Raw genomic sequence first — 25,841 nt, forward strand, 5'->3', positions numbered from 1 at the left:
TCTCCTCTGAAAACGAACATAAGCCTATCGCTCTCTTTTGGGAAGTAGGCACCTTTTCGTTCTATACTTACCCAAAGGTGAGCGATATGGCTTCGAAAAAGGCTTCAGCCAAACAAACAGCGAGTACAAAGCCGTCAAAGCCTGTGCATGAGCCCTACCCTGCGTCCAGTCCTGAGGTGGAGGTGCTCGTGCAGGAAGTGATTAGCCGCGTGGCCGATACGTGGACGATGCTGGTGCTCGAAGCGTTGGTAGAGCATGGCCGCCTACGGTTTACGGAGCTGGGCAGGCATATCCCGGGGATCAGCCAGAAGATGCTGACGAAGACGGTGCGACAGATGGAGTCCGATGGTCTGGTGGAGCGCACGGTCTATCCGGTGATTCCGCCGCGTGTAGAGTACGAGATCACAAACCTCGGGTACACGCTCAGTGAAGCGTTCTGCGGGGTCTGGATCTGGGCGGAGAAGAACCATAAGAAGGTAGAGGCTGCCCGCGCGGCGTTCAAAAGCCGGGTTGTTTAGCTTTCCTTCAACAACAAACAGGTGAGGCTGTTGCCTCACCTGTTTGTTGTTGCCACTGCAGACCTACTTCGTTGTTGGTTCTGGTGTCGGAATCTTCGGCAGCATCTGCTTGCGGGTCGCGGCGTTGTACGCGAACCACGCTTCGATCATGGAGCCCTGCATGACGTCGTCCTTCTGCACGCGGTCGTATAAGTCCATGTTGGAGTGATGGGTGCGTGAGCCGTATTCCAAACCGTCCTGCATGAAGCCGATACCGTCGAGACCGATCCAGGAGAAGCTGGTCGAGTCCGTTCCGCCAGGAGCAGTGGTAGGCCGGAAGGTCGTGCCTCCGGTGACGGCGATCAGACCGGAGTCCTTGATGGTCGCGGGCGCGATCCATGAACTGAAGATCGCGGCGAGCTTGGGATCTCCCAAAGCTGAGACGCCGCGGAACTTGCCGGAGCCGGAGTCGTCGTTGAAGTAGACATCGAGCTTGGGATACTCGGGTGTCTGCTTCATAGTGTCGCGCGGAGCAAAGTGCGATTGCACGTAGGCAAGCGAGCCGTAGAGACCTTCTTCTTCGCCGCCCCAGAGAGCGACGCGGACGGTGCGGGCCATCGGCTTGTGCAGAGTGGCGAGGATGCGCACAGCTTCCATGGCGACAGAGGAGCCAGTGCCATTGTCGGTGGCGCCGGTGCCACCTTGCCAGCTGTCGAAGTGACCGCCGACCATAACGACCTCGTCCGGCTTGGTTGTGCCGGGGATTTCGCCGATGACGTTGAAGCCCATCAGGTCGTCCTTCTGGTATTCGACCTGGATATCGAAGGTGAGCTTTGGAGTGTTGCCGTGCTGAATGAGGCGAACGATGCGGTTGTACTGCTCCGGGGTGATGGCGGCCATCGGCGGGCCTACTGGATCCGTGGGTTTCTCGGAGCCGCCGTAGGAGGCGAAGATGGTGCCGCCGTCGCCGTTGTAGCCGGGGGTGATGGCGACGAGTGCGCCTTCTTCCTTGAGGAAGGTGTTGACCTCGTTGCGATTGACCATGCCGATGGGAGCGGCTGTCGAAAGGGTGGTCGGCGTGTACTCGCCGGGCTTGGGTGCTGCAGGTGCGCCGGGGCGTCCTCCGGGACCTCCGAAACCACCGCCGTTGGCGCGGGCCGCGACCTCTTCATCGGTCAGGCGCTTTGCTTCGACTTCGGTATGCATCTTGAGCTCGCGAGGATCGAAGATCAGGACGATCTTGCCTTTCAGTTTGCCCTTGTACTTCGCGAAATCTTCCTTGGAATGTAGCGGAGCCCAAACAGCGTCAGCGGTGACGGGGCCGTTGGTGCCGGGCGTCCATGCGAGAGGGAAGCCGATGAGAGGAGCGTAGGCAGGCGACTCGAGCGCGCCGTAATACTTCTTGATCTGCCAGCCGTAGCCGAAAGGGCCCCACTTTTCGAGGTGGACGTTTTTCAGGCCCCAGTCTTTCATCTGCTTCATCGCCCACTCGGCGGCGGCGCGATGGTTCCGGCTGTTGTTGACGCGCGGGCCGTAGACCTCGGAAAGGTTATAGAGGGTCTCCATCACTTGGGAGTGGTCGTAGGCTTCAGTTTTGATCTGCGTGAGGGTGGCAAGATCGACCTTGTCACCTGCCTGTTCCTGGGCGCGTGCGATTGGAAGGAGGAACAGGGCGACGGCAGCCACGGCGGCGTGCTTCAAGCGGAGCAGAGTCATGAAGAGTTCTCGCTTTCGAAAGTCAGTGATGCGGTAGGTCGCAGACGCGAGGCCAGCTTAGCCCGCGCGATAGCTCTTAGGTTTCGATGGATGGTGCGATGGCTCAAAACTATCGAATTCGCGAAGTCATTGCAATTCGGCGTCGGACGCGGGATGTTGAGCGTTAGCGGATGCTGACCTGGCGCGTTTGAAGAAAGCTGCTTTGCAAGTGCGTTTCTAGTGGAGAATACTTTTTGTTGACAATCGTATGACTTCAAGGTTAACGTAATAACGGGTACTCTAACCCAATGAGGAATATTCCATGAAGCGTACTATGTTGGCCATCCTTGCGCTTTCGCCCGTGCTTGCTGTTGCACAGTCGAAGGTGCCTGCTCAGCCCCAATCTACGCCAGTTCTTCAGTCCGCAAATGTTCAGCCTGAGTTTTCTGAGGCTGGCAAGCGCGTGGCTGCAGCGACTGCCTCCACCCGCACCACCGCTCGCGTTTCGACCGGAGTTGTTCCACCGGTTCTCGTACACGCAGCGCAGCTCACGCAGAGCTCCGTTCTTCCTGCGGGTTATATGCACAACCGTACGGTAGGTCTGTCGCTAACCGTTGGCAAAGACGGCAAGCCCACCGCTGTGAAGGTGGTAAAGTCCGCCGGCGATCTGACCGACTACCAGGTACTCAGCTCGATCAACGAGTACGTGTACAAGCCGGCCACGCTGAACGGTGAAGCGATTCCCATGGATGTAAACCTGAGCGTCACGGTAGAGTAACCCGACGTTTTATGAGGCAGCCCCGGTTTCCGGGGCTGCCTCTTTCTATTTGGGCTAGCCTTCCCAGACGCCGAAGCTGAGGCCGGTATTATCTCGGGCGAGGACGCAACCTTCGTCCGGATTCGACCGGTCATAGCGCACTGTTATGGGAGTGCCTTCGTCTACAACTTTCTGCAGCCGGCGGATCTCACCTTCAGAGCCGGGAGCGCTACGGAGGTAGCCGCTAAAGTAGCCAGTGGCGAAACCCTCGGTCAGCGCGAAGTAGTAGGGGAACTCCAGCTGGCGGTCCTGCGCGAGCGTGCCCTCGGCAAGTTCGTCTTTATCTACGAGTGCGCCCTTTAGCAGCTTGGCGGTCGTCGTCGGCCATTGTGCGGCGGCGGCGAGCTTCTGGTCTCGCCTTCGTCGCCGCATCATCTTCGAGATGCTACCCAGAAGAAGAGTCATAGCGTGGATTTTAGCGAGGAACCACAACGGTTGTCAGTAGGACCGATGGGCTTGAATAGCCGCCGGGAGCATTCTCGAACTCGATTTCCTCCGTGGACTCAGCAGTAAACTCATTCCATGGCTGCTGAGTTTACCCATCTTCACCTCCACACGGATTATTCGCTTCTCGATGGAGCCTGCGATGTCGATAAACTCGCCGCTCACCTGACCAAGATCGGGCAGAAGTCAGCCGCGATCACGGACCACGGGAACATCTTCGGCGCTGTCCACTTCTTCGACGCGATGAAGAAGAAGAATCTGAAGCCGATCCTTGGCTGCGAGTTATACGTCTGCAAGGAAGAAGACCATCGGCGCGAGTTCGCCGATCCGCAGTCGAAGTACAATCATCTGCTCATTCTGGCCGAGAACGAGGCAGGCTACAAAAACCTTGTCCGGCTTACCTCTGAGGCGGCGCTCCACGGCTTTTACAAAAAGCCGCGTGTCTCGAAGAACTTCCTCGCCAAGCATACAGAAGGTTTGATCGCGTTCTCTGGCTGCCTCGCGGGCGAGTTGCAGCAACACCTGATGGAAGGGAACTACGAGGCCGCGAAGAAGACCGCGGGCGAGTACGAGACGATGTTCGGTCGCGGCAACTATTTTCTCGAGACGCAGGACCACAAGCTCGCTCCGGACGCCGAGGTCGTGAAGGCGATGTTTCGGCTGGAGAAAGAACTCGACATTCCGCTGATCGCGACGAACGATTCGCATTACATTGAGGATCAGGACTCCCGTGCCCACGAAATTCTGCTTTGTGTTCAAACGGCCGCGAGCATGAATGATCCGAAGCGCTTCCGCTTCGACACGCAGGAGTTCTATATCAAGACGGCGGACGAGATGCATCGTCTCTTCGCCGAACGCCCCGAGGTCTGCACACGCACCATGGAGTTCCCGGAGCGTTGCAACCTTGAGATGAAGGCCGTCAAGAATCCGTTTCCGAAGTTCGACTGCCCGGATGGGATGGATCTGGACGAATACTTTGAGAAGGTCTGCCGCGAGGGTTGGGCGATGCGCCGCGATACGGCAGTGAAGCATCTGCAGGACACCGGCAAGATTCGTCGCACGATTGCGGAATACGAAGAGCGGCTGACCCGCGAGATCGACTGCATCAAGTCGATGAAGTTCCCTGGCTACTTCATGATAGTCTGGGACTTCATCCGTTACGCGAAGTCGGTCAACATTCCTGTAGGCCCGGGCCGTGGGTCGGCAGCTGGCTCGCTGGTAGCGTACGTGATGGAGATCACGGACATCGATCCATTGCAGAACGGGTTGCTCTTCGAACGTTTTCTCAATCCTGAGCGCGTCTCGATGCCTGATATCGATATCGACTTCGAGATGAACCGTCGCGGCGAGGTCATCGAATACGTCAAGCGGAAGTATGGCGTCGATCAGGTCGCGCAGATCATCACGTTCAACACGATGGCTGCAAAGGCGGCTATCAAGGACGTCGGGCGAGCGCTCGACATGCCTTATGGCGAGGTCGACCGCATCGCGAAGCTCATCCCTCCGACGATCGGCATCACGATTGACCAGGCGCTCAAGGATTCACCTCAGCTTGCAGCAGCGTATGAGTCTGATCCGAAGATCAAAGAGGTCATCGACGCCGCGCTACGCCTGGAAGGCCTTGTACGTGGTGCTGGAGTTCATGCTGCGGGCGTTGTCATCGCGCCCCAGCCGTTGACCGAGCTTGTGCCGGTCACGCGCACGAAGGACGATGCCATCGTCACCAGCTATGACATGAAGGCCGTCGAAAAGATGGGCCTGCTGAAGATGGACTTTTTGGGCCTGACAACGTTGACCGTCATCGACGACTGTCTGAAGCTCATCAAGTCCAATCGTGGGGACCACGTAGATCTTGCGACTATCGCGCTCGATGACGAGGCGACTTACGAGCGTGTATTTCATCGCGCACTGACCAGCGGTGTCTTTCAGTTTGAATCCGGAGGCATGCGTGACGTGCTGCGCCGCTATAAGCCCACCACTGTTGAGGACCTCACGGCTCTTAACGCGCTCTATCGTCCGGGTCCTATCCAGGGCGGCATGATCGATGACTTCATCGAGCGCAAGTGGGGAAGGCGCGCGGTTGAGTACACCTTCCCGGAGATCGAAGACATTCTTCGCGAGACGCTGGGCGTCATCGTCTACCAGGAGCAGGTCATGCAGATCAGCTCCGCGGTGGGCGGCTACTCGCTAGGAGGCGCCGATCTGCTGCGCCGCGCGATGGGTAAAAAGAACCCGGAGGAGATGGCGAAGCAGCGCACGACCTTCATGGCTGGCGCTGCGGAGTTGAAGTTCAACAAGGAGAAGGCCGGGGCGCTGTTCGACCTGATGGAGCAGTTTGCGGGGTATGGCTTCAACAAGTCGCACTCGGCTGCGTATGCGCTGCTGGCGTATCACACGGCGTGGCTCAAGACGCACTATCCGGTGGAGTTCATGGCCGCACTGCTGACTTCGGAAACCTCGAAGCCTGAGAACGTGGTGAAGTACATTGGCGAGTGCCGCGAGCTGGGTATCGCCGTGGTTCCGCCGGATGTACAGCTCTCCGCCGCCAGCTTTACGCCTGCGGGTGACAGCATTGTCTTCGGCATGGCGGCAATCAAGAATGTCGGCCACAATGCTATTGATTCGATCATCAGCGCGCGTGAGGCGTTGATTGGAGAGGGCAAGAAGGGGTTTGCGAACCTCTGGGAGTTCTGCGAGAAGGTTGACCTCCGCCTGATGAACAAGCGGGTGCTTGAGTCGCTGTGCAAGGCTGGCGCGCTCGATGCGTTTGGACCGCGTGGCCGCGTCTTCGCCGCATTGGACAAGGCGATGGAGCGTGCGCAGAAGTCACAGAAGGATGCAGCGGCGGGACAGCATGGGCTATTTGGCATGTTCGACGATCCCGGCCCTGCGAATAACTCTGCGAGCGAAGACGCTCTGCCGGCAGCTCCAGAGTGGGATGAGCATACACGCCTGCAGAATGAGAAAGATGTGCTTGGCTTCTTCGTCTCCGGGCATCCGATGGACAGGTACCGCGAGAAGCTGCGCAATCTGAAGGTCCTCGACACCGTGACGGCGTGTGAGATGAAGCCAGAGCCTGTCGTCTTCAATCGTGGCAAGGCCGAGCAGCAAACCGAGATCCAGATTGCGGGCGTGATCACAGGACTTAAGGTGGCGAAGTCGAAGCGCTCAGGTGAGATGTACGCCTCGGCGTGCCTGGAAGATACGGTAGGCAAGATCGATCTGATTGCATTTCCGGCGAGCTATCTGAAGCTCGCGGAGAAACTCAAGATCGAGGTGCCGGTGATCGTGCGCGGTTCGCTGCGCGGCGAAGAAGATTCAGCACCGAAGCTTGCTATCAGCGGCATCCAGGCGCTTGAAGACGTGAAGATTAAGCTGCCGGAGGCTTTGCGCATCAAGGTGCCCCTACATAGCCCGGATGCGGAGTTGCTGAGCAAGCTGCGAGCGATCTTTCAGGCATGTCCGGGTACTGGCAAGCTTATGTTGAGGCTCGAAGAGCCGAATCAGTTCGCTGCGGACCTGGAGACGCATGGGATGAATGTCTCAGCCGATATCGCGTTTATCGAACAGGTGGAAGCACTCGTCGGCCGCGGTGCCGTGCAGGTGATTCAGTAGCGAAAGTGAGGAATCGATGGCGAAGCGGATGATCATTGCGTTGACTGCGATGCTCGGCACGGCGGCGATGGCAGCGCAGTCCACACTACCGTTGCCGTCGAACTATAAGACGATCTTCGAGAACCCTGACCTGCTGGTTATGCGTGTCCATTATGGGCCGCAGGAGTTCGTGCCGATGCATGATCACTCGGCGTTTACGACGGTGTATGTGTATTTGAATGATTCTGGTGTTGTGAGGATCGATCACGAAGCCGGGAGCGAGCCCTCTGTGAATAGGCCTCCGACACACACAGGCGCGTTCCGCATCAGCCCCGGCGTTGCGGAGCGGCATAGCGTGAAAAACCTCGACGACAAGCCGTCAGATTTCCTGCGAGTAGAACTGAAGAGAATTCCGGCGGACGACATCAAAGATGCGATTCGTGGGCCTGTGCCCGCTGACCCTGAACCGGGTACGAGTACCGAGTTCAGAGACTCGGCGCTACAGATCGAACGGGTTCTGTGCCCCCCGGATACGGGCTGCATCGCGGCGGAGAAGCCGGATCGGTCACTGCTAGTGGCGATCACCCCGGTGGATGCGATCGTTGCAGGCGGGGCGGTCCGCAGCCTGCAGGTTGGGGACGTCCTGTGGCTAGCGTCCAACGAGGCTGTATCCCTTTCGAAGGACGCACAGGTGCTCCGCATCTCACTTCTATTCGCGCGACGGTAGCGAATTGCACTGCAGATTGACCAACTTTGCGACTTTTCGCGTCTAACTCCGCATGGATGGTTCAACGAACAACGCTCCCGTCGTGCCTTTTCGGATGGGAGCATCACAGGAGCAGCGTCACGCGTATACCTTGCTGCGTCTACTTACCGGAATAAACTTCTTCGGGCATGGCTTCGCTCGCATCTTTACAGGCACGCACCTTTCCGGCTTTGCGCATGGCATGGTGAAGAGCATGGCAGACACGCCGCTGCCGCCGTCGCTATCCCTGGCGACGGGGTATGTCATCCCATGTGTTGAGTTGCTGATTGGCTTGCTGTTATTGCTTGGCGTGGCCACGCGGTATGCGTTGACACTCGCACTACTCTTGATGCTGGTGCTGATGTTTGGCGTCACGCTGAAGCAGGATTGGAACGTCGCCGGGCAGCAGCTGCTGTATGGGCTGGTGCTGGCTGCGCTGCTGTTCGGTCGCGACCGGTTCGATCTTTCGTGGCAGGCTGTGTTTAGTCGCTTCCGTCAGCAATAGGCCTTGTGATCGCTTACAATCATGGGGGTACTTCCGATGGCAGAAAATACAGCACCGAAATCCGCTCCCTCCGTAGCACCTCCCGTCCCAGAGGCCTGGGTCAAAACCGAGTTAGCCCGGCATCCGCAGCGCCCTTATCCGATGGATTACATCGAAGCCCTGTTCACCGACTTCAGCGAGATTCACGGCGACCGCCAGTTTGGCGATGATCCGGCGATGGCTGCGGGTATGGCTCGGTTCCATGGTCAGCCTGTGGCTGTCATCGGCAATCTTAAGGGTCGCAGCCTGAAGGAGCGTGTGGCGCGCAAGTTTGGTTCGCCCGACCCTGAAGGCTATCGCAAAGCGCTCCGTGTGATGAAGTTCGCCGAGAAGTACGGCCATCCGATCTTCACCTTTATCGACCTGGCGGGAGCGAACCCGGGACTTGGAGCAGAAGAGCGCGGGCAGGGTGAGGCGATTGCCCGCAACCTGCTGGAGATGTCCCGTCTGCGCGTGCCGACCATTGCGACTGTGACGGGCGAAGGTGGTTCCGGTGGGGCGCTCGCGCTTGCCGTTGCGGATCGCGTCCTGATGCTCGAGAACACCATTTATTCGGTGATCTCACCCGAAGGCTGTGCGTCGATTATGTGGAAGGATGCGAGCAAGAAGCAGCAGGCCGCGGCTGCGCTTCGCTATACGGCGACCGATGTGAAGCGCCTCGGCTGTGTGGACGACGTGATCGACGAGCCGCAGGGCGGAACACACAACGATCCTGCGCTGGCTTTTGAGATGGTGAATAAGAAGCTCACCCAGCATTTGGCCGCGCTGCAATCGCAGTCGATCGAGGATCTGCTGGCGGCGCGTTACGCCAAGTTCCGAAACATTGCGCAGTTTTATACCGTTGCAGGCGTCGCAGCCAGCGCGTAGCACCAAACGAACAGGACAGACCTACGTTGCAGACCAGCTCCGCTCCTTCGCGACCGTTGAATATCAGCCTCTTCCTGCTGGCAGGGCTTTGGATTCTGGTGGCCAACAGGCTGGCTGACTCCGCAGCTAATGGCATCGGCGGGCATGTGCCTGTGTTGCTGCAGCCCTTGCTCGAACCGGTGTTCCTGCTCTTCTTGCTCTACCTTGGGCTGTCCGCAATTGCACGGATGGGCAACCGTGGTGGCGAAGCCCATCTTGTGGATGGCCTGCCGCAGCGCGTCAGCAGCAGGGAAGAGTGGCTGCGTGGGATCTCACTCGGCTGGCTGATTGCGCTAGTCGCAGTAGTGCCGATGATGCTGGTCGGTGCCCTTCATCCTGAGTTCTGGTTGGGACCCCGCAATTGGGCTCCGGCGATCCTTTCGGTTGTTGCTATTGCGATTGGCACTCTCGCCTCCGAGATCGCATTTCGCGGGTTTCTCTATAAGCGGCTCATCGCCGGTACCGGCGTAGTCGTGGCGACGATCGTGGTTTCGCTGATCTATGCGCTAGCCTCGATCATTCATCCCAATAGCAACTGGCTCAGCATGGCAGTGGCATTCTCTGCGAGCGTGTTGCTCTGCGTCGCGTTTCAGCGCACGAACGCTCTCTGGGTAAGCTGGGGAATTCACTTTGGCTGGGCTGCGACCACGGCTGTGCTTTTGGGTCTGCCAACGGCGGGTGATGCGAGTCTCTGTACGATCATTACGACGTCGGCTGAGGGTGCTAACTGGCTCACTGGCGGCCCGTATGGTCCTGATGGAGCATTCCTGACGCTGGCGATCCATCTGCTGGCGATTGTGCCGCTGTATTACTTCACCCGCGACTACGCGTGGCGCTACACGCATATGGAGATACTGCCCGGGGGCGTTCCGGTGGTGATTGCTCCCCCGGCGGCGCACACGGAGATGGAAGATGCTGCTGCGGCCAGGCCAGCGCCGCTGGTGCAGATCCTTTCGACAACCTCCTCAAGACCATCGACCATGCCTGCGATCGAGGAGCACCTGCGTAAAGAGCAAGGTGCGCCGCTGGATGGCACGGAAGACTAGCAAGGCCGTGGAAATCCACGGTTTAATCATGTAGACTCGAAGACGAGCGTTTACCAAAGGTCTTCGCCTCGCAAGCTCCTCGTTTCGGCCCAGCCTACAAGCAGCCAAATAGACGACAGGATCGAGCAAGGATGGCCCGCGTGGGTACGCGGAGGCCGCCTGCGAAGCCAGGCAAGCCAAATATCTGTTCTGTAGGGAGACACAAAGATGGCAAAGATTGCCAAGACCGGCGACCGCAAGAAAGTTATGGACACACAGAAGAGCACCGATTGCCCCAAGTGCTCGAAGCCGACGCGCATCGTGAAGCGCGTCAAGGACCGTGAGCGCGGCATTCCTGGCGGGGTTTATATCTCCTGCTCGGCATGCGAGTTCTTCGAAAAGCTCTAGTTTTCCAGCTATTGCACGACAAAGGGCGCGACTTCGGTCGCGCCCTTTGTCGTGCGAAGGACAACCTTCACGGCATGGAGATAGTGAGATGAAATGTCGGTGACCCACAGGAACGTTTCGCAGGGGCAAAGCGTCTCACCATAAGTTCCGTTCTGGTCGATGTACCAATCAGGGTGCAGCCACTTGACGATCGTTATCTCGTGGGAGGAAACTCCCTGACGGAACTTAGGAACTACTTCATCATGGCTACAAGCACCATTGTCTCCACCTCCCCTGAAGTCTTCGCCTCCACGCCTCTCTTCACCCGCCCTACCTTTCTGATGTGTCCCCCCGAATGGTTCGGAGTTGAGTCTGTCCTGAATCCCTGGATGGCCGGCAATGTTCATCGAACCTCACGCGATCTGGCCTTTGCGCAGTGGAGGGGCTTGCATAACGTTCTCCGCTCCGTCGCTGACGTTCGTCTGCTGCATCCAGAACCTGGCTGTCCAGACATGGTTTTCCTGGGACACACCGCGCTGGTTCACCATGGGGTTGCGGCCGTCTCGAGCTTCTTCCACACGGAGCGTCGCGCGGAGAGCGCTTACCTGCGTCGCTGGCTTGTCAGCAGCGGCTTCCTTCTATGGGAGACGCCGCGTGAGACCGCCTTCGAAGGAGAAGGCGATCTTAGCTTCGACGACACGGGTAAGCGCCTCTGGGCGGCCCACGGCGTTCGCACCTGCAAGTCCGCGCATCGCCATGTGGCGGATGCCTGGCACGTGCCGGTGCAGTCGCTGCACTTGATCGACCCGCGCTTCTACCATCTGGATACCTGCTTCACGCCGCTGCATGGCGGCTACCTGCTTTATTACCCCGGGGCGTTCGATTCGGCGTCCCTCGCGGCGATTGAAGCGGCGTATCCCGCAGAGAAGCGGATTGCCGTCACCGAGGCAGACGCGACCCGCATGGCCTCCTGTGCTCTGAACCTCGGCCGGATGGTGTTTACCGGCGAGATCAGCAAGGACCTAGCTGCCCGGCTCTTCGACTGCGGTTTCGACGTCGTGCAGCTGGAGCTGAGTGAGTTCATCAACAGCGGTGGTGGCGCCAAGTCTCTGGCGCTTCGCCTGAGCGATCTGCCGGTGACTCACGGTGTCCTTCACCCCTAAAGCTCTTCAAGAGCCTAGCAGCAAAGCCCCAGCGGACTGCTGGGGTTTTGTCTTGCGGCGAATGGCGCAATCGGGACAGAGAAAAGGCCCCGCATTCCACGAGGGAAGACAGGGCCTGATGGCCTTAGCTAGAACAATGTTACTAGTTTTGGGGCCCTTTGGAGGGTGCCGCGGTTAGCGGTCCTCGACCATCGATACCAGGTTCAGGTTCGGCTCGAAGGCCGGAACCGGACTCAGGACCGTCGGATCATTGCTCATAGAGAGCTGCGCGACCAACTGCTGGGCCAGCGGCGTATCCTTCGGTGAGACCACCTCGATCTTGACCTTCGCCAATCCACTCATCGCCAGCTTCTTGCTGGCTGCATAGGAGAGATCGACGATCAGGCTTGGTGCCATCGGTCCACGGTCGTTAACCCGAAGGAAAACATACTTCTTGTTAAAGAGGTTCGTCACGCGAACCCAGGAACCGAGAGGAATCGTCCGATGTGCACAGGTGAGAGCGTACATATCGAAGGTTTCCCCATTTGCTGTAGTTCGGCCATGGAAGCCTGGACCATACCAGGATGCCTTGCCGATCTGGAACCAGTGTCGCTTGGAAGCAGTGGTGGGATGTTTCTCCGCCTCTGCCAGAGGCCCTCGCTTAACTGTTGGACTTGCGACGCCGGAGGCTGACAATCCCAGGGTTAGAGCCAGAACGCTACTATGCTTCAGAATCCGTCTGGTCTTACCCTGCAGCTCACCGACGACTTTCATCGTGGGATTACTCATATGACTATTGTCCGGGTGGTGCAGACCTAAGTCAAACAAAGCAAAGGATTGACGCGCTGGAAAATGCTTGCATTGCTTTGTTGATCTGTGCTAGGTTTTTTACACACGAAAAGGTTTTAAGTGGAGCCCCAAACCGCCGGTACTTTACCCGTTTCTCCCCCTATCGGATTGACCATCGCTGGCTACGACCCGTCTTCGGGCGCGGGGATCACTGCGGATTTACTGGTGTTTCAGGCGCATGGGATATTCGGGACTTCGGCGATTACCGCGCTGACAGTTCAGTCGACCGTAGGGGTGGGGGCGGTCCAAGTTCTCTCAAAAGAGCTGATTTCTGAAACCCTCGAAACACTGCATTTTGACCTTCCCGCCATGGGGATCAAGATAGGAATGCTCGGAGGAATTGAGGGCGTAGCTGCCGTCGCAAACTTCCTCGAGAACATGAGGACAGGTCACGTTACTAAGCCACACATTCCAATTGTGTTAGACCCTGTGATTCGATCCAGCTCCGGGGCTTCGCTTCTGGCGCCCGAGGCCCTCGAAGCGTTCAAGGAGAGCCTGCTGCCTCGGGTCGACTGGATCACCCCGAACTGGTCGGAACTGGCCCTGCTGGTCGCGCAGGAGGTGCAATCCATGACCGAAGCAGAGATGGCAGCAGGGGCACTACAGCGGATGTATCCCTCTCTGAATCTGATAGTTACCGGTGGCGATCAGTCTCAACCGATCGACCTCTTTTACAGCTCGAACGGGGAAGTTCACCACCTGCCGGGAGAGCACATCGAGACGCGCTCCACACACGGTACAGGGTGTGCTTTTTCCACAGCTTTTTTGTCAAACTTAATTCTTCGAAAACCCGCTCTGGACGCAGCCCGCGCTGCAAAAACATATGTCGCTGAGGCTTTGCGTCGAGCGCCCGGTCTTGGTGGTGGGCGTGGTCCCATAAACCTTCTATGGCCGCTTCGGTAGACTAGAGCTCATGCAATCCGGACTCACACTACAGATCAACGGCAAAAGCCGCAGCTTTCCAGATCTTTCGGCACCGACGCCGCTTGCCGAGCTGCTTGCGAAACTGGAGTTGAAGGCCGATCGCATCGCGGTTGAGTTGAATGGCGATATTGCGCCCCGGACCCAATGGCCCGAATTGACAGTCGCGGAGGGTGACAAGATTGAAGTCGTCCACTTTGTGGGTGGCGGCATGGTTTAGCCTTTTCCGGTCAGTTCCTGAAGTAGCGAGGCCCAGCGGTCGCCGTAATCGCTCCAGCCACCAATCTGCGCGACCTTCGCTTTGGCTGCGCGTCGCATACGTGCCAGCAGATCGCGGTTTTCGACTAGCTGCTGAAGGCGATCTGCAAGGGCTTTGGGGTCTCGGATAGGAACGATATAGCCTTCGACTCCATCGGTATAGAGGTCGCTGCCTCCGGTATTCGTGGAACTGATGATGGCGCAGCCACAGGCCATGGCCTCGGCCATCACCAACCCAAAGCCGTCTTCGATGGAGGGAAGTACCAGCACATCGCTCGCATGCATGAGGGCGATCAACTGGGGACGTGGTAGCGGGCCGAGGATCTCGACGTCGTCGGTTGGTAAGCGTCCCAGCACCTGCTTGATATCCGGGTCGATGTAGCCGGCCAGCCGCAGCTTCTTGCCAGGCACCTTCAATTGCGCGAACGCTTGCAGCAGGTAAGGCACCCCCTTGCGAAGGCTGACCGCTCCGGCGAAGACGATATGGAAGCCGTTCTTGGAGCTACGCTGTGGAGCGTCGGCTGGCATTCGAAGCTCGCGGAGTTCGGCGCCATAGGGGATGACGTGCAGCTTCCCGCGCGGCACGCCCATCTCCAGATACGACTGCAGCGCGAAGCTGGACGGCACGGTAACGGCGTCAGCGACCGCGTAGATCTCCTCTTCGCGCAGGGTATCGCGGATGTCGGAGACAGGTAAGTTGACTCCCCAGCGCCGATATTCGTCGCTGACGAGCTGCTCCTGGTAGCGCTGATGAGTTGAACCGCGATCGCAGATAAACTGGCCTCCGCGTTGCTGCACAATCTGCCCGGTCTTCAACGCGGCGCCGGCGATGGCGATCAGGGCGTCTGTGTCCTCGGGGATGCGGCGATAGGTCCAGTCGTCAAAGCGGAGCGCGTTCTGCACGCCTAGATCGTCCGAAAGCCGCCGGGGCAGCAGGCCGGTGCGATTCAGGATCGTCTCCGGCGTGTGTAGCCAGGGAAAGGTCTCGACCTTCTCGCGCACGATGCCTTCGCGCTTCAGCCGCGCCCACGGCCAGGTGGAGTAGATCTTCTGCAGATGGCCGCGCCGCTCCATCTCGCGCGCCAGCGCAAAGTGATGGAACACTCCAAAGACAGCCTGCGTGATCTTCACTTGTGCATGGTAACAAGCTGGCCTGTGCCTACCGTCACTTAGAGGTTGCGGCGGCGTATGTCAAAATCGTTCCTATGCTTCAGGACTTTGAGCGTATCGAGAGCCCTGTACCGGGTTTGCCGGGACAGGGAAGGGCCAATGTGTGCATCATCGGCGCGGGTGCCGCAGGGATTCTGCTGGCGACGCAGCTTGCGGAACAAGGGTTGAGCGTGCTTCTACTTGAAGCGGGTGGGCTTGATCTGGAGGCACGATCCCAGGAGCTTTACCGAACGGAACTGGCAGGGCATAGCTACATAGGGACGACGCGGGGGCGCTTCCGCACGTTAGGGGGCAGCACAACGCAGTGGGGTGGACAGCTGCTGGAACTGGAAGACTTCGACTTCGAGCCGCGCAAGCATTTGAAGGGCAGCGGCTGGCCGATCAGGAAGTCCGATCTCACCCCTTACTATGAGCGCGCCCTGCAGTTCGCGGGCCTGCGACGGGTGGAGCGGGAAGATCATCGCGTGTGGGCCGGGTTAGGGCTTTCGATCTGCGATCTAGGGCCAGAGTTTCATATGGAGTACTCGCGCTGGTGTCCGGAGCGCGATTTTTCTGTGCTGCGACGGTCGGAGCTGCGAGATTCTCGCGCACTGCAAGGGCTCTATCACGCGAACGCTGTGGGATTCGTACTGAACGATACGCAAAGCGCAGTTGTGGGTGTACGGGTTCGCGGCTACGAAGGCACTGAGGTCGTCCTGACTGCGGACCGCTACGCGATGGCGTTGGGCGGGATCGAGACAAACCGTCTGCTACTGCAACCGGTCGATGGAGGTGAGGCACCATGGCAGAGGAATGGCCTGCTGGGGCAGCACTTTCAGGATCACATCTCATTGAACGGCATTCCAATTAGAGAAGTGTCGACGCAGCCCGTAGCGCGCTACTTTGGCCATGTGAGTCTGGATAACTTTCGTTATCACAACAAGATTCGGCTAAGTCTTCAAGAACAGGTGAAGGCTCGCTCGCTGAATGTAGCGGGAACGATCGGACCGTGGCGAAAGGATGATCCCGAACGTGACGCGGCGATGGTGATGCTACGCGAGATTGTCCGCAAGGGAAGACGGCCGAGCGTGGCCGAGTGGGCGAAGGCTGCACGGTACTTTCCGGGGATCGGATGGGAGGCTATTGAACAGCGCCTGCTCGGCGACCGACCGGATGGCGGACCAGGGTGGAAGCGATTGATGCTGTCCGTTCATTCAGAGCAGTCACCGCGATCCGCCAGCGCCATCACGCTCACGGAGGAGCGCGACGCGCTGGGAATGTTACGGGCGAAGGTGGACTGGCAGATCTCCGAACTGGAGCTGCTGACACTCCGGACGTATGTGAAGCGGGCGATGACCGTCTTTGCAGCTCGGCGTTTCGCAAAGGTGGCGCCTCCGAAGGGCTTCTTCGAGGACGACGAACTGGTTCGCTCCATGTGTTCGGACAGCTACCACCACATGGGCGGCACGCGCATGTCGAGTGATCCGCGATTGGGAATCGTCGATGTCAACCTGAAGGTGCATGGAGTAGAGAATCTATACGTCTGTTCGAGCTCGGTATTTCCGACGGGCGGCTTTTCAAACCCGACGCTGACGATCCTCGCGCTGGCGACGAGGCTGGGCGACCATCTTCGGGCGAAAGCAGTGGGTGAGGGAGTCTGGCTGCCACAGCCGCTTGAACGGCGCGAGCCGATGCGCCGCGTGGAGATTCCGGTTGCTGGTCTGGTTAAGTCTGCAAAGCCATCGCCGCAGCTGGGCTTCGGCTGCTCGTACCTCCTGGGCCCCGGGGCAGACCGGTCAACTTCGTTACGATTGCTGGCTGCGGCCTACGATGCGGGCATCCGGCACTTCGATACGGCCAGGCTCTATGGTCAGGGCGAATGCGAGCGGCTGCTGGGTGAGTTTTTGCGCGAGCATCCCGAAGCGACGGTAACGACCAAGTTTGGCATCGAGCCACCGAATTTGGCGCAGCGAGCGATGACCGCAGCCGGACGACGTGTGAGTGCGCTCGCGGGTGCAGCAAGGCTGCTACGCGGCTCAGGCATGGTAAAGTTCAATTCCGCCAACGCGCGAGCATCGCTGGAGCGTAGCCTGCGCGCGCTGGGCAGGGAACGGATCGAACTGTTTCTTTTGCACGAGCCCGAGCGGCTGGAGCTGGTACACGACGATCTGCTGCGGTTTCTAGACGACGCGCGGACAGCAGGGAAGATTGGAGGCTTCGGCATCGGTGGCGAGGCCGCGCGCGTGGCTGAGCTGCATGGCACACGCCGGGCGTACGCTCCAGTGCTGCAATTCGAACATTCGATCTTCAGCCCGGAGCTGTCGCTACCGGATGCGAGGCGGATACATTATCGGACGTTCGTTCGACCGGCAGCGACGCTACTCCAGCGACTTAAGACAGAACCGCAACTTGCATGGTGGTGGTCAGAGATGGTGGGTGCGGACCTGCAGGAGCCTTCTGTGGTGTCGCGGCTGCTGTTGCGAGCGAGCTTGGACCAACACCCCGGCACGATGACATTGTTTTCGACGACCCACGAACATCACATCTACGAAAACGTAACTGTAGCTGAAGACAGCAATCTCGCCGAGGCCGCCGGGCGACTGGCTAAGCTCATTCGGGAAAATGACTTGGGCATCGGGGCAGCTTTACATGGAGGGTAGAGCGAGAGAACATTGATGCTCAGCAGCTACACAATCTTCACTGTACAGAATATGTGTTATCGGACGTAGTTGAAGTGCTGCTGTGTCCATACTTTCTAATCTTGCCTGTGTGTAACCACTGACCGGGATATCAGACCTGCGCCTCTTTCTGTTGGCTCGAGCGCCCGTCGTTATTGCTGAAACTACTCATCTTACGTCGTAAAAGGTCCTGCGGATGACGGCTTGGAAGGCTTGTAGTAAGATCAAGAAGTTGCATCCGTACCTGAGCGGAGAGATGGCCGAGTGGCTGAAGGCGCACGCTTGGAAAGCGTGTATACCGCAAGGTATCCAGGGTTCGAATCCCTGTCTCTCCGCCATACACCCTCCCGCAACTTCCCCCCGAGTTATCAAACTAAGACACAAGACTTTGTGAGCCCCTCTGCGGTTGGCAGGCGGGTGGGCTGTACACTTTCACGGGAGACGACGCGTTCAGCTGGGAGCTTTGCGGTCCATTCCGGTCGTGCCACAGGAGCGCATCTATCCTGAGGTGCTGGAAAGGGCGGCTGCGCTGATACAGGCACCACGGATTCTTCACTTCGCTGGCTCTAAGCCATGGAAGAGCGGACTGCGTAGCCCCTACCGGCAGGAGTATTACGACGCTCTCCGACGCTCTGGTTTCCACACGCCTATGAACTTTCGGCGAGCTCGGCTTTCCGAAACCGTTCAGGCGATGTGGTTCTTCATCACCCATCGACTGAGCCGTGTGGTTTCGAAACAGTAAGAACCAATAGAGGTTGCAGTTTCGGACTGGCAGCTTCCCTTCCTGCTATAGTTCGTGCGAATGAACCTCCTCCGAACTTTCCGTCTTCTGGTTGCTTTTAGCCTCGTAAGCCTCCCTGCGGCAAGCGCGCAAAGGCTTGATCTTACACGCGATAAGGCTACGGTCGTCGTGGAACCGTACGCCGCGAACATCGTGCATGTATCGCTCAGTCTCGATCGCGCGTCGGCACTCGCCGCACCCGGCTACGGGATCCTTGCGCATAACGATGTTTCCGGCTGGAACGTGGTAAGTGGCTCTGCCGTCGACACATTGCAGTCCTCGCGGATGCGTGTTGAAGTCTCTCCGCAAAACCGTCCGTCTGCACCTACAGGCACAGGCGCGGATATCGCAAAGTTTTTCAACGGTTCCACGCCATATGTCGGCATCAGCATTGCCACGCCCGATGGCAGGACACTTCTGGACATGCAGGGCTGGCAGATGTCTGTGCCGAATTATAAAGATGGCAATCATGACATCCTGTACGACCGGCGGCCGACCGACCACGAGTTCTATCGCGTCGGGGCGAGCTTTGCAGCGCCGAAGGATGAGCACTATTACGGCCTTGGACAGAATCAGGAAGGGTATCTCGATCGCCGAGGCCACGTCGTTCGTTGCGCGCATGACTACGATGCTCCCGGTGGCCAGAGCGTCTGCGTGCCCTTCGTTGTGACGAACAAGGGGTATGGCATCGTGTGGGACAATCCTTCGCGTACGACAGTTTCTTTTGCGCTGGGCGACCAGACACGTTGGACCTCTGATGTTGGCCAGCGCGTGTCGTTCTTTGTCATCGCTGGCAGCACCTATGACGAGATCTACGAAGGCTATCGCAAGCTCACCGGCGATGTACCCATGTTGCCAAAGTCAGCGTATGGCTACATCCAGTGCAAACAGCGGTACTCGAGCCAAGCGGAGCTGATGGCTGTAGCGAAGGGCTATCGCGATCGTCATCTGCCTATCGACGATCTGGTGATTGACTGGTTCCATTACACGAAGATGGGCGAGATGGACATGGACCCTACAAAGTGGCCCGACCCTGTCGCGATGAACCAGCAACTCCACGCGATGAACTTTCACACGATGATTAGCGTATGGCCGCGGTTCGTGCCGGAGGACCGCTACTACGCAACAATCCTGAAGAATGGATGGTTCGAGCACCTAGCGGATGGCACGGCGACAAACGGTCTGCCCTACGATCGCGCGGGAGCAGACATCGACACCACCAACCCTGACGCAGCGAAGTGGTACTGGAGCATCATCAAGCAGAACTATGTTGCCAAAGGCTTCGACGCCTTCTGGGCCGATGAGACCGAGCCCGATCTTCCGCCCAATGGCAGCTACTTTCACGTTGGTCCCGGCACGGAGTTCTTCAACACCTATCCGCTCTTCCACACGGCGGCGTTTTACAACGGCATGAGGAAGGATATGCCAGAGCGCGCTCTGATTTTAGCGCGAGACAGCTATCTTGGCGCACAGCACAACGGTACGATCTTCTGGTCATCGGATATAGGTCCCAGTTGGGATGTACTGCAGCGGCAGGTCTCGACCGGTATCAACTTCGTGGCTTCGGGCATGCCGTACTGGAGCACGGACATTGGCGGCTGGCAATTTCTGCCGAACGTTCATAAGCCGGAGCGCCCGGTGCTCATCGACCCCTCCGACGCACGGGCGGAGGTTGGTGGTTATGATGACTACCCCGAGCTCTATGTGCGCTGGTTCGAGTACGGAGCCTTCCAGCCGAACTTCCGCTCCCACGGCAGCCGACCTGAGAATGAAGTGTGGTCGTACGGCAAACAGGCTGAGCCGATTCTTGCGAAGTATCTGCGGCTGCGCTACCAGCTGATGCCTTACATCTACTCTTTGGGCTATCGCGCAAACCAGACAGGTGCGCCGTTTATGCGCGGACTGTTTATGGACTTCGGAAACGATCCGAAGACGGCCGACATCGGCGATGAATACATGTTTGGCCCAGCGCTGCTGGTTGCTCCGGTCACGGAGCAGGGTCGCACCTCACGCAAGGTCTATCTGCCAGCGGGAACCGACTGGTACAACTTCTGGACGAACGAGCGCGTTCATGGAGGGCAGTCCGTCACAGTAGATGCACCTATCGACACGATTCCGCTCTTCGTTCGCGCCGGGTCTATTCTGCCGATGGGTTCTTCAGTGGAGAGTACGAACGAGGTGCAGAAGATCGCGGCTCTTCGCGTATATCCTGGAGCAAACGGAGACTTCGAACTTTACCGTGATGATGGCAAGACCTACGCCTACGAACATGGAGCCTATGAGCTTACGCATCTCCACTGGTCAGACGCTGATCACAAGCTCACACACAGCGGAGCCCCGGTAGACTTCACCGGGGCCGCTGAATCAATCGATGTTGTCACTGCGAAGACGACGCGCTAGTCGCCGGTCTTCTGGTGAAACAGGGAGTGATTTACGTCGGGCCAGAACTCCTTCACGGCGAAGGTAAAGCTGTCGATTGCTACGTCGGTGATCCAACGCTGATACACCTTGGTGAAGGTGCGATCGGAACCAGGATAGTAGAGCGACGAGATGCCTGAGGCAGCGCCTGCTCCAACGATCTCGGACGCGTTGAAGGTTGCATTACCGCTGTCGGTCCGCGTCACGAAGCCGCGCGTCAACGCGTAGCCAGCCCGCTTGATATAGCTTCCGTGACCCAAAGTGTAGTAACGGCTATCTTCGTGCGTCAGAGTTGGGACGACCGACTCTACCATCATGTTCTCGCCGGTGTTGTCGGCAAAGGTGTGCCAGAAGTAGCGACCATACACGACTCCACCGGATGCACCTGTATCGCTGAATTCATGCGTGGAACCTTCCGCATCCGCCACACCGGCCTGCGCGGCGACAAAGATAAATGCCGAGTAGTCGAAGCTGTCCTGTAGACCGGTCTTGAATTTCTGCGCGGGCGTCTGCGGCGGTAGCTTCACGTCGGCGCTGACAGAGCGGAAGTTGGGGATGATGCCGAGGATGCGCTTGGTCTGCTGAGGGCCAGCCTGCGCTGAGGCATTCGTTGTCGCCTGGGGATCGCCACCGATGGCCATGGAGGCAGAGGGTGCCTCCGGGAGCGAACTCGACTCCATTGGCGTAGCTGCCTCCAGCGTCTGCGCAGAAAGCGCAGACGGGAACAAACTTGAAAAGATGGCAGTGGCAAGAGCCAGGCGAAGTGCGACGTTCTTCATGTGGACAGTTTCTCCATGTGGCCGGAGCCGGGTATCTCTTATCAGACGCGTAAAGGCTGGATTCGGATGTAAAGACTTAGAATGAGCAATGAAACAGAGGAGATACCATCGAAAATGCACACGGAACAGACACTGCTGTTTGACGCGGATGACACCCTTTGGGAGAACAACATCTACTTTGAGCAGGCCATTACCGCCTTCATTTCATATCTGGATCACCGCGTACACACCTCCGAAGAGGTGCGCGAGCATTTGAACCACTGCGAACGCGCAACGATTGCGGAGTTTGGCTACGGCCTGAAGAGCTTTCAGCGCTCGCTCGTGGCATGCTTCGAGCAGCTCAGTGACGGACCGATGACGGCGGAGAAACATGAACGCATTGTCAGCTTCGCGCGCTCGATTGCGGACCGCGAGATCGAGCTACTGCCATCTGTGGATGAGACACTACGTGCCTTGAAGTCGCGCCATACGCTCTACCTTGTCACCAAGGGCAACCTCGAAGAGCAGACGGACAAGCTCGAGCGCTCCGGACTTGCTCCCTACTTTGCGGGGGTGGAAGTGCTCGCCGAGAAGAATCCAGCGGCGTACGCAGAGCTGGTGAGCCGTCACAAGCTCGAAACGGCAAAAACGTGGATGATCGGCAACTCGCCAAAGTCCGATATCAATCCGTCACTCGCTATCGGACTGAACGCCATCTTTATTCCACACGACTTTACGTGGGTGCTGGAGCACGAGGTCGTCGAGCAGCCACGCGGAGAGTCACGCCTGCTTGAACTCGGAAGCTTCGTTGAGCTGCTCGGCCATTTCTAGTTGAATCTGGAATTAGGGTTCGTTCTTGTAGATCCCGATCTGCTCGGCGCGGCCTTCTACGAGCCGCACGCGAAACATCGCCTGCGTATTGAACGACCAGGCGAGCTGGCCATCCGCAGTGATGGCAATCACGCCGCCCTCGCCCTTTAGTCCGCTGAGCTGGCGCTGAACCACTTCATCCTCAGCCTGCTGCAGATTCAGCCCGGTGTACTGCACGAGCGCGCAGATGCTGCGCGCGACCTGAAGTTTGAGAAACGCCTCGCCTGTTCCGGTTGAAGATACCGCGCAGGAACGATTCGATGCGTAGGTTTCCTCGGTCAGCAGCGGCAGATCGTTTGCCGCCGACGCTGCACTCTTGCCAGTCGTTCCAGCAGCCAGGTCGCCCATTCGGTCACGAACGACCATGCCTAGAGTGCCGCCGTCTGATGTGTCTTCGACAAAGCTTGAGGCTGGTATCTGCGTCAGACCCTGCTTCGTAGCGAACTGATCTGCTTCTTCTCCGCTGAGTGAGCGGTTCTGCGACTTAGACAGGACTGCCTTCGCCAGAGAGATCGGGTGTTTCGTAGTCTTCACACCGATCACAGAGCCAGACTTTGTTGTTGAGCCATCCATGATTGACGCCTCAAGACCACTTGTTCTTGTCGCGGCAAACTGCGGGTCGTCTTCAAGCACAAGCAGACCAGCCTCCACCGCTGAGATTGCTGAGCCGTTTGCGTTCAGAACGCGTGCGGCGGCCTGCGTGGCAAGCTCAAGTGCAGCGCGGTAAGACTTCTCTTTCTCAGGGGTGAGGGAGCCATGTTGTAGCGAAGTGGCACGCCCGTGAAGCAGGATGACCCATTTGCCAGGAGGTGCTTGTTGTGCCGTCGTAGGAGAGGCAGAATCAGCTTGTGCGGATGCGGTAAAGTACGATGGAAGTGTAAGGCCGAGCGCGAGGCAGAAGGCCCCAAATTTCTTCGACATAGGCCTCAGTGTAGAGCACTCTTTTATCAACAACGGAGTGATGCTATACTCAAAAACAGATTGCTCGTCACACCTGGCAGACATTTGTTCGTCAGGCTCCATGCGGAGGTGGCGAAATTGGCAGACGCACTAGCTTGAGGTGCTAGCGCCGCAAGGCATAGGGGTTCAAGTCCCCTCCTCCGCACCAAAATTTTAGAGTTTAGCCGCTTCGGCGGCGTGAAGGTTGTTCGCAAGTCATGATGATTCTCCTTGTAATCGTGCACGTGGTTGTGTGCCTCTTCCTGATTGGTGTCGTGCTTTTGCAGCAGGGCAAGTCGGCTGATCTCGCCGGCGCATTTGGTGGTCAGGGTTCGCAGACGGCTTTCGGTCCGCGCGGCGCGTCCAACCTCCTCACGAAGCTCACGACCTGGTCTGCCATCATCTTCATGCTCACCTCCATCGGCTTGACGGTTGTGATGTCGAAGAACTCCTCGCACCGTTCGGTTCTCTCAGGTATGTCCTCTCAGTCGACTCCTGCAAAGAAGTAGTCATCCAGTTTAGAAACATCTGAAGCGCAGGCATCGAGCCTGCGCTTTTGCTTTGGGTAAGAGGTACTTCCGTGATTCGTGAAACCCTGGTCGTCGGTCTGCTCGGCTGTAACTGCACAATCCTGGGCGATGAGGTTTCGCGAGAAGCCATCATCGTCGATCCCGGTTACGAGATTCCCCGCATCCTGGCGACGCTGGCCAAGCATCAACTCACGGTAAAAACGATCGTCGTCACGCACGCGCACATCGACCATATCGCCAGCGCACAGAGTCTCAAGCAGATCACCGGGGCGCCTATCCTTTACAACCAGGACGATCTGCCGCTGGTCGCGCTCATGGACTGGCAAGCTGCGCTTTTTAACCTCGAAGTGCCGACCGTGCAACCGCCCGACCACTCCCCTGCTGACGGCGAGGTCGTGTCGATCAAAGGTGTTGAGGCCACGGTGTTGCACACGCCGGGCCATAGTGAAGGAAGCCTGTGTTTGCATCTACCCACACAAGACCTGCTGATCGCAGGCGACACGTTGTTCGCCGGAGGCGTTGGCCGCACTGACTTCCCCGGTGGCAGCGCTCCGAAGCTGATCGCGAGCATCAAGGAGCGACTGCTTCCTTTGCCTGCGAACACTGTAGTCATCGCAGGCCATGGCCCGGAGACGACCATAGGCATCGAACGTGCACACAATCCATTCTTGCGTTGAGATCTAGCCCAGCGGTAGGGCTTGCAGCCCACGCAGCCAGACATCCGCCGGCGTCAACAAGCTGAGCACCGCGCGACCTTCTGGAAGTCCATAGAAGTCTCCCGGCTGGACCAGCACATCCTGCGCCAGCGCCGCCTCAACAAACGGCACACCTTCCACCGTTCGAGGGACTCTCAGGATCGCTGTCCATCCACCCTGCAGCGAAAGGCGATGCGACGACGTGCCGAGCAGTAGCCGGTCGAGTGTGCCCAGGTTCTCACGCATGCGTGCTCGGATCTGTCGCTGAATATCCTCACGCTGACCCAGCCAGAACGGAAGTGCGTTTTGAATAGGAGCGTTCATCGAAAGGAACGTGTCAGCGATGACCTCCAGCCGCGCCAGCGCCTCGCGCAGCATCGCAACCGGCCCGCTGCTGACGATCCACGAACACTTCATCTGCGGCAGCGCGCACACCTTGCTCAGGCCACTCAGCACAAACGTCAAGCAAGTTGAGGTCTCCGCTGCAAAGGTCGGCTGCGGTGTTGTCACCATGTAGTCAAGAAACACTTCATCCACGATCAGCGCGAGTCCATGTCGATCGCAGAGCTGCTGCACGGCCTCGCGCTCCTCCGCCAGGATGAAGCTGCCGGTCGGATTGTTAGGGTGCACCAGGATAATCGCGCGCGTGCGCGGTCCAATCCCGCGCTCCAGCATCTGCAGATCGATCGACCATGCAGCGTGATCGTCCGTCGTCGCGTTGGGATCATGTTGCAGAGGAAACTCCCGCAGCACTACGTCGTCCAGCTGAGCGATGTAATCGAACAGCGGATAGCTTGGTCGTGCTACCAGCACTTCGTCTCCCGGGTTGCAGAGCAAGCGAAACAGATAGCTGTACGCCTCGCTCGTGGAGGTTGTCAGGCAGATGTGCTCCAGGGGTATAGCCACGCCATGATCGCGGTAGTAGTCTGCCGCGGCTGCGCGCGCAGAGACCATGCCGAAGGCCTCTGGCGTATACGATGCAGCCGCAGGCTCAGAGAGTGGCGCAAGCAGATCTTCGGTCCGCGTGAAGCCGCACGCCGTTGGGTTCGATACTGTCAGGTCCAGCAGAATGCGCCCCTGCTGACGTGCCTCGCGGACAGCCCGCGTCAGTTCGTTTTCCGTGAGGTTCCAGGCGGTGCGATCGGAGAAGTTCATGAGTAGACCTTTATCCTACCCGCCGAGCGGCGGTGAAAGCCTGC

General features: G+C 58.5%; 24 protein-coding genes and 2 tRNA genes. 19 read left to right on the forward strand and 7 right to left on the reverse strand.

What is annotated here, in order from left to right; translation table 11 throughout:
* Positions 1 to 86 precede the first annotated feature (86 nt).
* Entirely contained in the window at positions 87 to 518 is a 432-nt protein-coding gene (locus tag OHL14_RS15340; protein WP_263380230.1) for a winged helix-turn-helix transcriptional regulator, read from the forward strand.
* Positions 519 to 581: 63 nt separating this feature from the next.
* Here the strand turns inward: OHL14_RS15340 and OHL14_RS15345 are convergent, their stop codons facing one another.
* Positions 582 to 2,213 (reverse strand): M28 family peptidase, encoded by a 1,632-nt coding sequence (locus OHL14_RS15345; RefSeq protein WP_263380231.1) that lies wholly within the window; start codon positions 2,211 to 2,213, stop codon positions 582 to 584.
* A gap of 301 nt (positions 2,214 to 2,514) precedes the next feature.
* On the opposite strand from OHL14_RS15345, the gene OHL14_RS15350 reads away from it, so the two are divergent.
* The gene (locus OHL14_RS15350) at positions 2,515 to 2,970 is read left to right on the forward strand and encodes an energy transducer TonB (RefSeq protein WP_263380232.1); all 456 of its coding nucleotides are present in this window, start codon (positions 2,515 to 2,517) and stop codon (positions 2,968 to 2,970) included.
* Positions 2,971 to 3,024: 54 nt separating this feature from the next.
* On the opposite strand, the gene OHL14_RS15355 is transcribed toward OHL14_RS15350, so the two are convergent.
* Positions 3,025 to 3,414, reverse strand: a complete 390-nt coding sequence (locus OHL14_RS15355) for a hypothetical protein (protein WP_263380233.1) — start codon at positions 3,412 to 3,414, stop codon at positions 3,025 to 3,027.
* 117 nt (positions 3,415 to 3,531) lie between these two features.
* On the opposite strand from OHL14_RS15355, the gene dnaE reads away from it, so the two are divergent.
* The 7 genes from dnaE to OHL14_RS15390 all read left to right on the forward strand — a co-directional run bounded on the left by dnaE (position 3,532) and on the right by OHL14_RS15390 (position 11,817).
* The gene (gene dnaE, locus OHL14_RS15360) at positions 3,532 to 7,068 is read left to right on the forward strand and encodes a DNA polymerase III subunit alpha (RefSeq protein WP_263380234.1); all 3,537 of its coding nucleotides are present in this window, start codon (positions 3,532 to 3,534) and stop codon (positions 7,066 to 7,068) included.
* Positions 7,069 to 7,084: 16 nt separating this feature from the next.
* Positions 7,085 to 7,774 (forward strand): cupin domain-containing protein, encoded by a 690-nt coding sequence (locus tag OHL14_RS15365; RefSeq protein WP_263380235.1) that lies wholly within the window; start codon positions 7,085 to 7,087, stop codon positions 7,772 to 7,774.
* A 94-nt stretch (positions 7,775 to 7,868) separates the two neighbouring features.
* Complete coding sequence (locus OHL14_RS15370; RefSeq protein WP_263380236.1) at positions 7,869 to 8,297, forward strand: DoxX family membrane protein; 429 nt, start codon at positions 7,869 to 7,871, stop codon at positions 8,295 to 8,297.
* Between the two features lie 21 nt (positions 8,298 to 8,318).
* Complete coding sequence (locus OHL14_RS15375; protein WP_263380237.1) at positions 8,319 to 9,203, forward strand: acetyl-CoA carboxylase carboxyltransferase subunit alpha; 885 nt, start codon at positions 8,319 to 8,321, stop codon at positions 9,201 to 9,203.
* 26 nt (positions 9,204 to 9,229) lie between these two features.
* Entirely contained in the window at positions 9,230 to 10,288 is a 1,059-nt protein-coding gene (locus OHL14_RS15380; RefSeq protein WP_263380238.1) for a CPBP family intramembrane glutamic endopeptidase, read from the forward strand.
* A gap of 207 nt (positions 10,289 to 10,495) precedes the next feature.
* Complete coding sequence (locus OHL14_RS15385; protein WP_263380239.1) at positions 10,496 to 10,675, forward strand: Rcat domain-containing protein; 180 nt, start codon at positions 10,496 to 10,498, stop codon at positions 10,673 to 10,675.
* Positions 10,676 to 10,917: 242 nt separating this feature from the next.
* Positions 10,918 to 11,817, forward strand: a complete 900-nt coding sequence (locus OHL14_RS15390; RefSeq protein ID WP_263380240.1) for a dimethylarginine dimethylaminohydrolase family protein — start codon at positions 10,918 to 10,920, stop codon at positions 11,815 to 11,817.
* Positions 11,818 to 11,991: 174 nt separating this feature from the next.
* Here the strand turns inward: OHL14_RS15390 and OHL14_RS15395 are convergent, their stop codons facing one another.
* Entirely contained in the window at positions 11,992 to 12,585 is a 594-nt protein-coding gene (locus OHL14_RS15395; protein WP_263380241.1) for a septal ring lytic transglycosylase RlpA family protein, read from the reverse strand.
* 168 nt (positions 12,586 to 12,753) lie between these two features.
* Here OHL14_RS15395 and thiD point away from each other — a divergent pair, with 168 nt between their 5' ends.
* Positions 12,754 to 13,548, forward strand: coding sequence for a bifunctional hydroxymethylpyrimidine kinase/phosphomethylpyrimidine kinase (thiD, locus tag OHL14_RS15400; RefSeq protein WP_263380242.1), 795 nt, complete (start codon positions 12,754 to 12,756; stop codon positions 13,546 to 13,548).
* A gap of 10 nt (positions 13,549 to 13,558) precedes the next feature.
* Complete coding sequence (gene thiS / locus OHL14_RS15405; protein WP_263380243.1) at positions 13,559 to 13,786, forward strand: sulfur carrier protein ThiS; 228 nt, start codon at positions 13,559 to 13,561, stop codon at positions 13,784 to 13,786.
* Here thiS and OHL14_RS15410 read toward each other — a convergent pair.
* Positions 13,783 to 14,955, reverse strand: coding sequence for a glycosyltransferase family 4 protein (locus OHL14_RS15410; RefSeq protein WP_263380244.1), 1,173 nt, complete (start codon positions 14,953 to 14,955; stop codon positions 13,783 to 13,785). The two genes, thiS and OHL14_RS15410, sit on opposite strands and share 4 nt — an antisense overlap.
* A 74-nt stretch (positions 14,956 to 15,029) precedes the next feature.
* Here OHL14_RS15410 and OHL14_RS15415 point away from each other — a divergent pair, with 74 nt between their 5' ends.
* The 4 genes from OHL14_RS15415 (at position 15,030) to OHL14_RS15430 (ending at position 20,832) form a co-directional block, all read left to right on the forward strand.
* Positions 15,030 to 17,633, forward strand: a complete 2,604-nt coding sequence (locus OHL14_RS15415) for an aldo/keto reductase (protein WP_263380245.1) — start codon at positions 15,030 to 15,032, stop codon at positions 17,631 to 17,633.
* Positions 17,634 to 17,901: 268 nt separating this feature from the next.
* A tRNA-Ser gene (locus OHL14_RS15420) sits at positions 17,902 to 17,989 on the forward strand.
* Between the two features lie 125 nt (positions 17,990 to 18,114).
* Positions 18,115 to 18,393 (forward strand): hypothetical protein, encoded by a 279-nt coding sequence (locus tag OHL14_RS15425; RefSeq protein WP_263380246.1) that lies wholly within the window; start codon positions 18,115 to 18,117, stop codon positions 18,391 to 18,393.
* Positions 18,394 to 18,453: 60 nt separating this feature from the next.
* A complete protein-coding gene (locus OHL14_RS15430; RefSeq protein WP_263380247.1) occupies positions 18,454 to 20,832 on the forward strand; it encodes a glycoside hydrolase family 31 protein in 2,379 nt (792 codons plus the stop codon).
* Here OHL14_RS15430 and OHL14_RS15435 read toward each other — a convergent pair.
* On the reverse strand, positions 20,829 to 21,629 hold the full coding sequence (locus tag OHL14_RS15435) for a hypothetical protein (RefSeq protein WP_263380248.1): 801 nt from the start codon (positions 21,627 to 21,629) through the stop codon (positions 20,829 to 20,831). The genes OHL14_RS15430 and OHL14_RS15435 overlap by 4 nt on opposite strands.
* 114 nt (positions 21,630 to 21,743) lie before the next feature.
* On the opposite strand from OHL14_RS15435, the gene OHL14_RS15440 reads away from it, so the two are divergent.
* A complete protein-coding gene (locus tag OHL14_RS15440) occupies positions 21,744 to 22,439 on the forward strand; it encodes an HAD family hydrolase (RefSeq protein WP_263380249.1) in 696 nt (231 codons plus the stop codon).
* Positions 22,440 to 22,451: 12 nt separating this feature from the next.
* On the opposite strand, the gene OHL14_RS15445 is transcribed toward OHL14_RS15440, so the two are convergent.
* Positions 22,452 to 23,399, reverse strand: a complete 948-nt coding sequence (locus OHL14_RS15445) for an isoaspartyl peptidase/L-asparaginase family protein (RefSeq protein ID WP_263380250.1) — start codon at positions 23,397 to 23,399, stop codon at positions 22,452 to 22,454.
* 102 nt (positions 23,400 to 23,501) lie between these two features.
* Between OHL14_RS15445 and OHL14_RS15450 the strand changes: the two genes are divergently transcribed.
* From OHL14_RS15450 to OHL14_RS15460, 3 genes are all read left to right on the forward strand, one after another.
* A tRNA-Leu gene (locus OHL14_RS15450) sits at positions 23,502 to 23,586 on the forward strand.
* Between the two features lie 49 nt (positions 23,587 to 23,635).
* Positions 23,636 to 23,926, forward strand: coding sequence for a preprotein translocase subunit SecG (gene secG, locus OHL14_RS15455; RefSeq protein ID WP_263380251.1), 291 nt, complete (start codon positions 23,636 to 23,638; stop codon positions 23,924 to 23,926).
* 71 nt (positions 23,927 to 23,997) lie between these two features.
* Positions 23,998 to 24,624 carry an MBL fold metallo-hydrolase gene (locus OHL14_RS15460; protein WP_263380252.1) on the forward strand — a complete coding sequence of 209 codons (627 nt, stop codon included), beginning with the start codon at positions 23,998 to 24,000 and terminating at the stop codon, positions 24,622 to 24,624.
* Positions 24,625 to 24,627: 3 nt separating this feature from the next.
* On the opposite strand, the gene OHL14_RS15465 is transcribed toward OHL14_RS15460, so the two are convergent.
* The gene (locus tag OHL14_RS15465) at positions 24,628 to 25,797 is read right to left on the reverse strand and encodes a pyridoxal phosphate-dependent aminotransferase (protein WP_263380253.1); all 1,170 of its coding nucleotides are present in this window, start codon (positions 25,795 to 25,797) and stop codon (positions 24,628 to 24,630) included.
* Positions 25,798 to 25,841 lie beyond the last annotated feature (44 nt).

The organism is Granulicella paludicola (assembly GCF_025685545.1).
GTDB lineage: Bacteria > Acidobacteriota > Terriglobia > Terriglobales > Acidobacteriaceae > Granulicella > Granulicella paludicola.

Bases quoted from the DNA above. Each gene is read 5' to 3' on its own strand.
- OHL14_RS15340 (WP_263380230.1), top strand. From the start codon at position 87: ATGGCTTCGAAAAAGGCTTCAGCCAAACAAACAGCGAGTACAAAGCCG.
- OHL14_RS15345 (WP_263380231.1), bottom strand. From the start codon at position 2,213: ATGACTCTGCTCCGCTTGAAGCACGCCGCCGTGGCTGCCGTCGCCCTG.
- OHL14_RS15350 (WP_263380232.1), top strand. From the start codon at position 2,515: ATGAAGCGTACTATGTTGGCCATCCTTGCGCTTTCGCCCGTGCTTGCT.
- OHL14_RS15355 (WP_263380233.1), bottom strand. From the start codon at position 3,414: ATGACTCTTCTTCTGGGTAGCATCTCGAAGATGATGCGGCGACGAAGG.
- dnaE (WP_263380234.1), top strand. From the start codon at position 3,532: ATGGCTGCTGAGTTTACCCATCTTCACCTCCACACGGATTATTCGCTT.
- OHL14_RS15365 (WP_263380235.1), top strand. From the start codon at position 7,085: ATGGCGAAGCGGATGATCATTGCGTTGACTGCGATGCTCGGCACGGCG.
- OHL14_RS15370 (WP_263380236.1), top strand. From the start codon at position 7,869: ATGGGAGCATCACAGGAGCAGCGTCACGCGTATACCTTGCTGCGTCTA.
- OHL14_RS15375 (WP_263380237.1), top strand. From the start codon at position 8,319: ATGGGGGTACTTCCGATGGCAGAAAATACAGCACCGAAATCCGCTCCC.
- OHL14_RS15385 (WP_263380239.1), top strand. From the start codon at position 10,496: ATGGCAAAGATTGCCAAGACCGGCGACCGCAAGAAAGTTATGGACACA.
- OHL14_RS15390 (WP_263380240.1), top strand. From the start codon at position 10,918: ATGGCTACAAGCACCATTGTCTCCACCTCCCCTGAAGTCTTCGCCTCC.
- OHL14_RS15395 (WP_263380241.1), bottom strand. From the start codon at position 12,585: ATGAGTAATCCCACGATGAAAGTCGTCGGTGAGCTGCAGGGTAAGACC.
- thiS (WP_263380243.1), top strand. From the start codon at position 13,559: ATGCAATCCGGACTCACACTACAGATCAACGGCAAAAGCCGCAGCTTT.
- OHL14_RS15415 (WP_263380245.1), top strand. From the start codon at position 15,030: ATGCTTCAGGACTTTGAGCGTATCGAGAGCCCTGTACCGGGTTTGCCG.
- OHL14_RS15430 (WP_263380247.1), top strand. From the start codon at position 18,454: ATGAACCTCCTCCGAACTTTCCGTCTTCTGGTTGCTTTTAGCCTCGTA.
- OHL14_RS15435 (WP_263380248.1), bottom strand. From the start codon at position 21,629: ATGAAGAACGTCGCACTTCGCCTGGCTCTTGCCACTGCCATCTTTTCA.
- OHL14_RS15440 (WP_263380249.1), top strand. From the start codon at position 21,744: ATGCACACGGAACAGACACTGCTGTTTGACGCGGATGACACCCTTTGG.
- OHL14_RS15445 (WP_263380250.1), bottom strand. From the start codon at position 23,399: ATGTCGAAGAAATTTGGGGCCTTCTGCCTCGCGCTCGGCCTTACACTT.
- secG (WP_263380251.1), top strand. From the start codon at position 23,636: ATGATGATTCTCCTTGTAATCGTGCACGTGGTTGTGTGCCTCTTCCTG.
- OHL14_RS15465 (WP_263380253.1), bottom strand. From the start codon at position 25,797: ATGAACTTCTCCGATCGCACCGCCTGGAACCTCACGGAAAACGAACTG.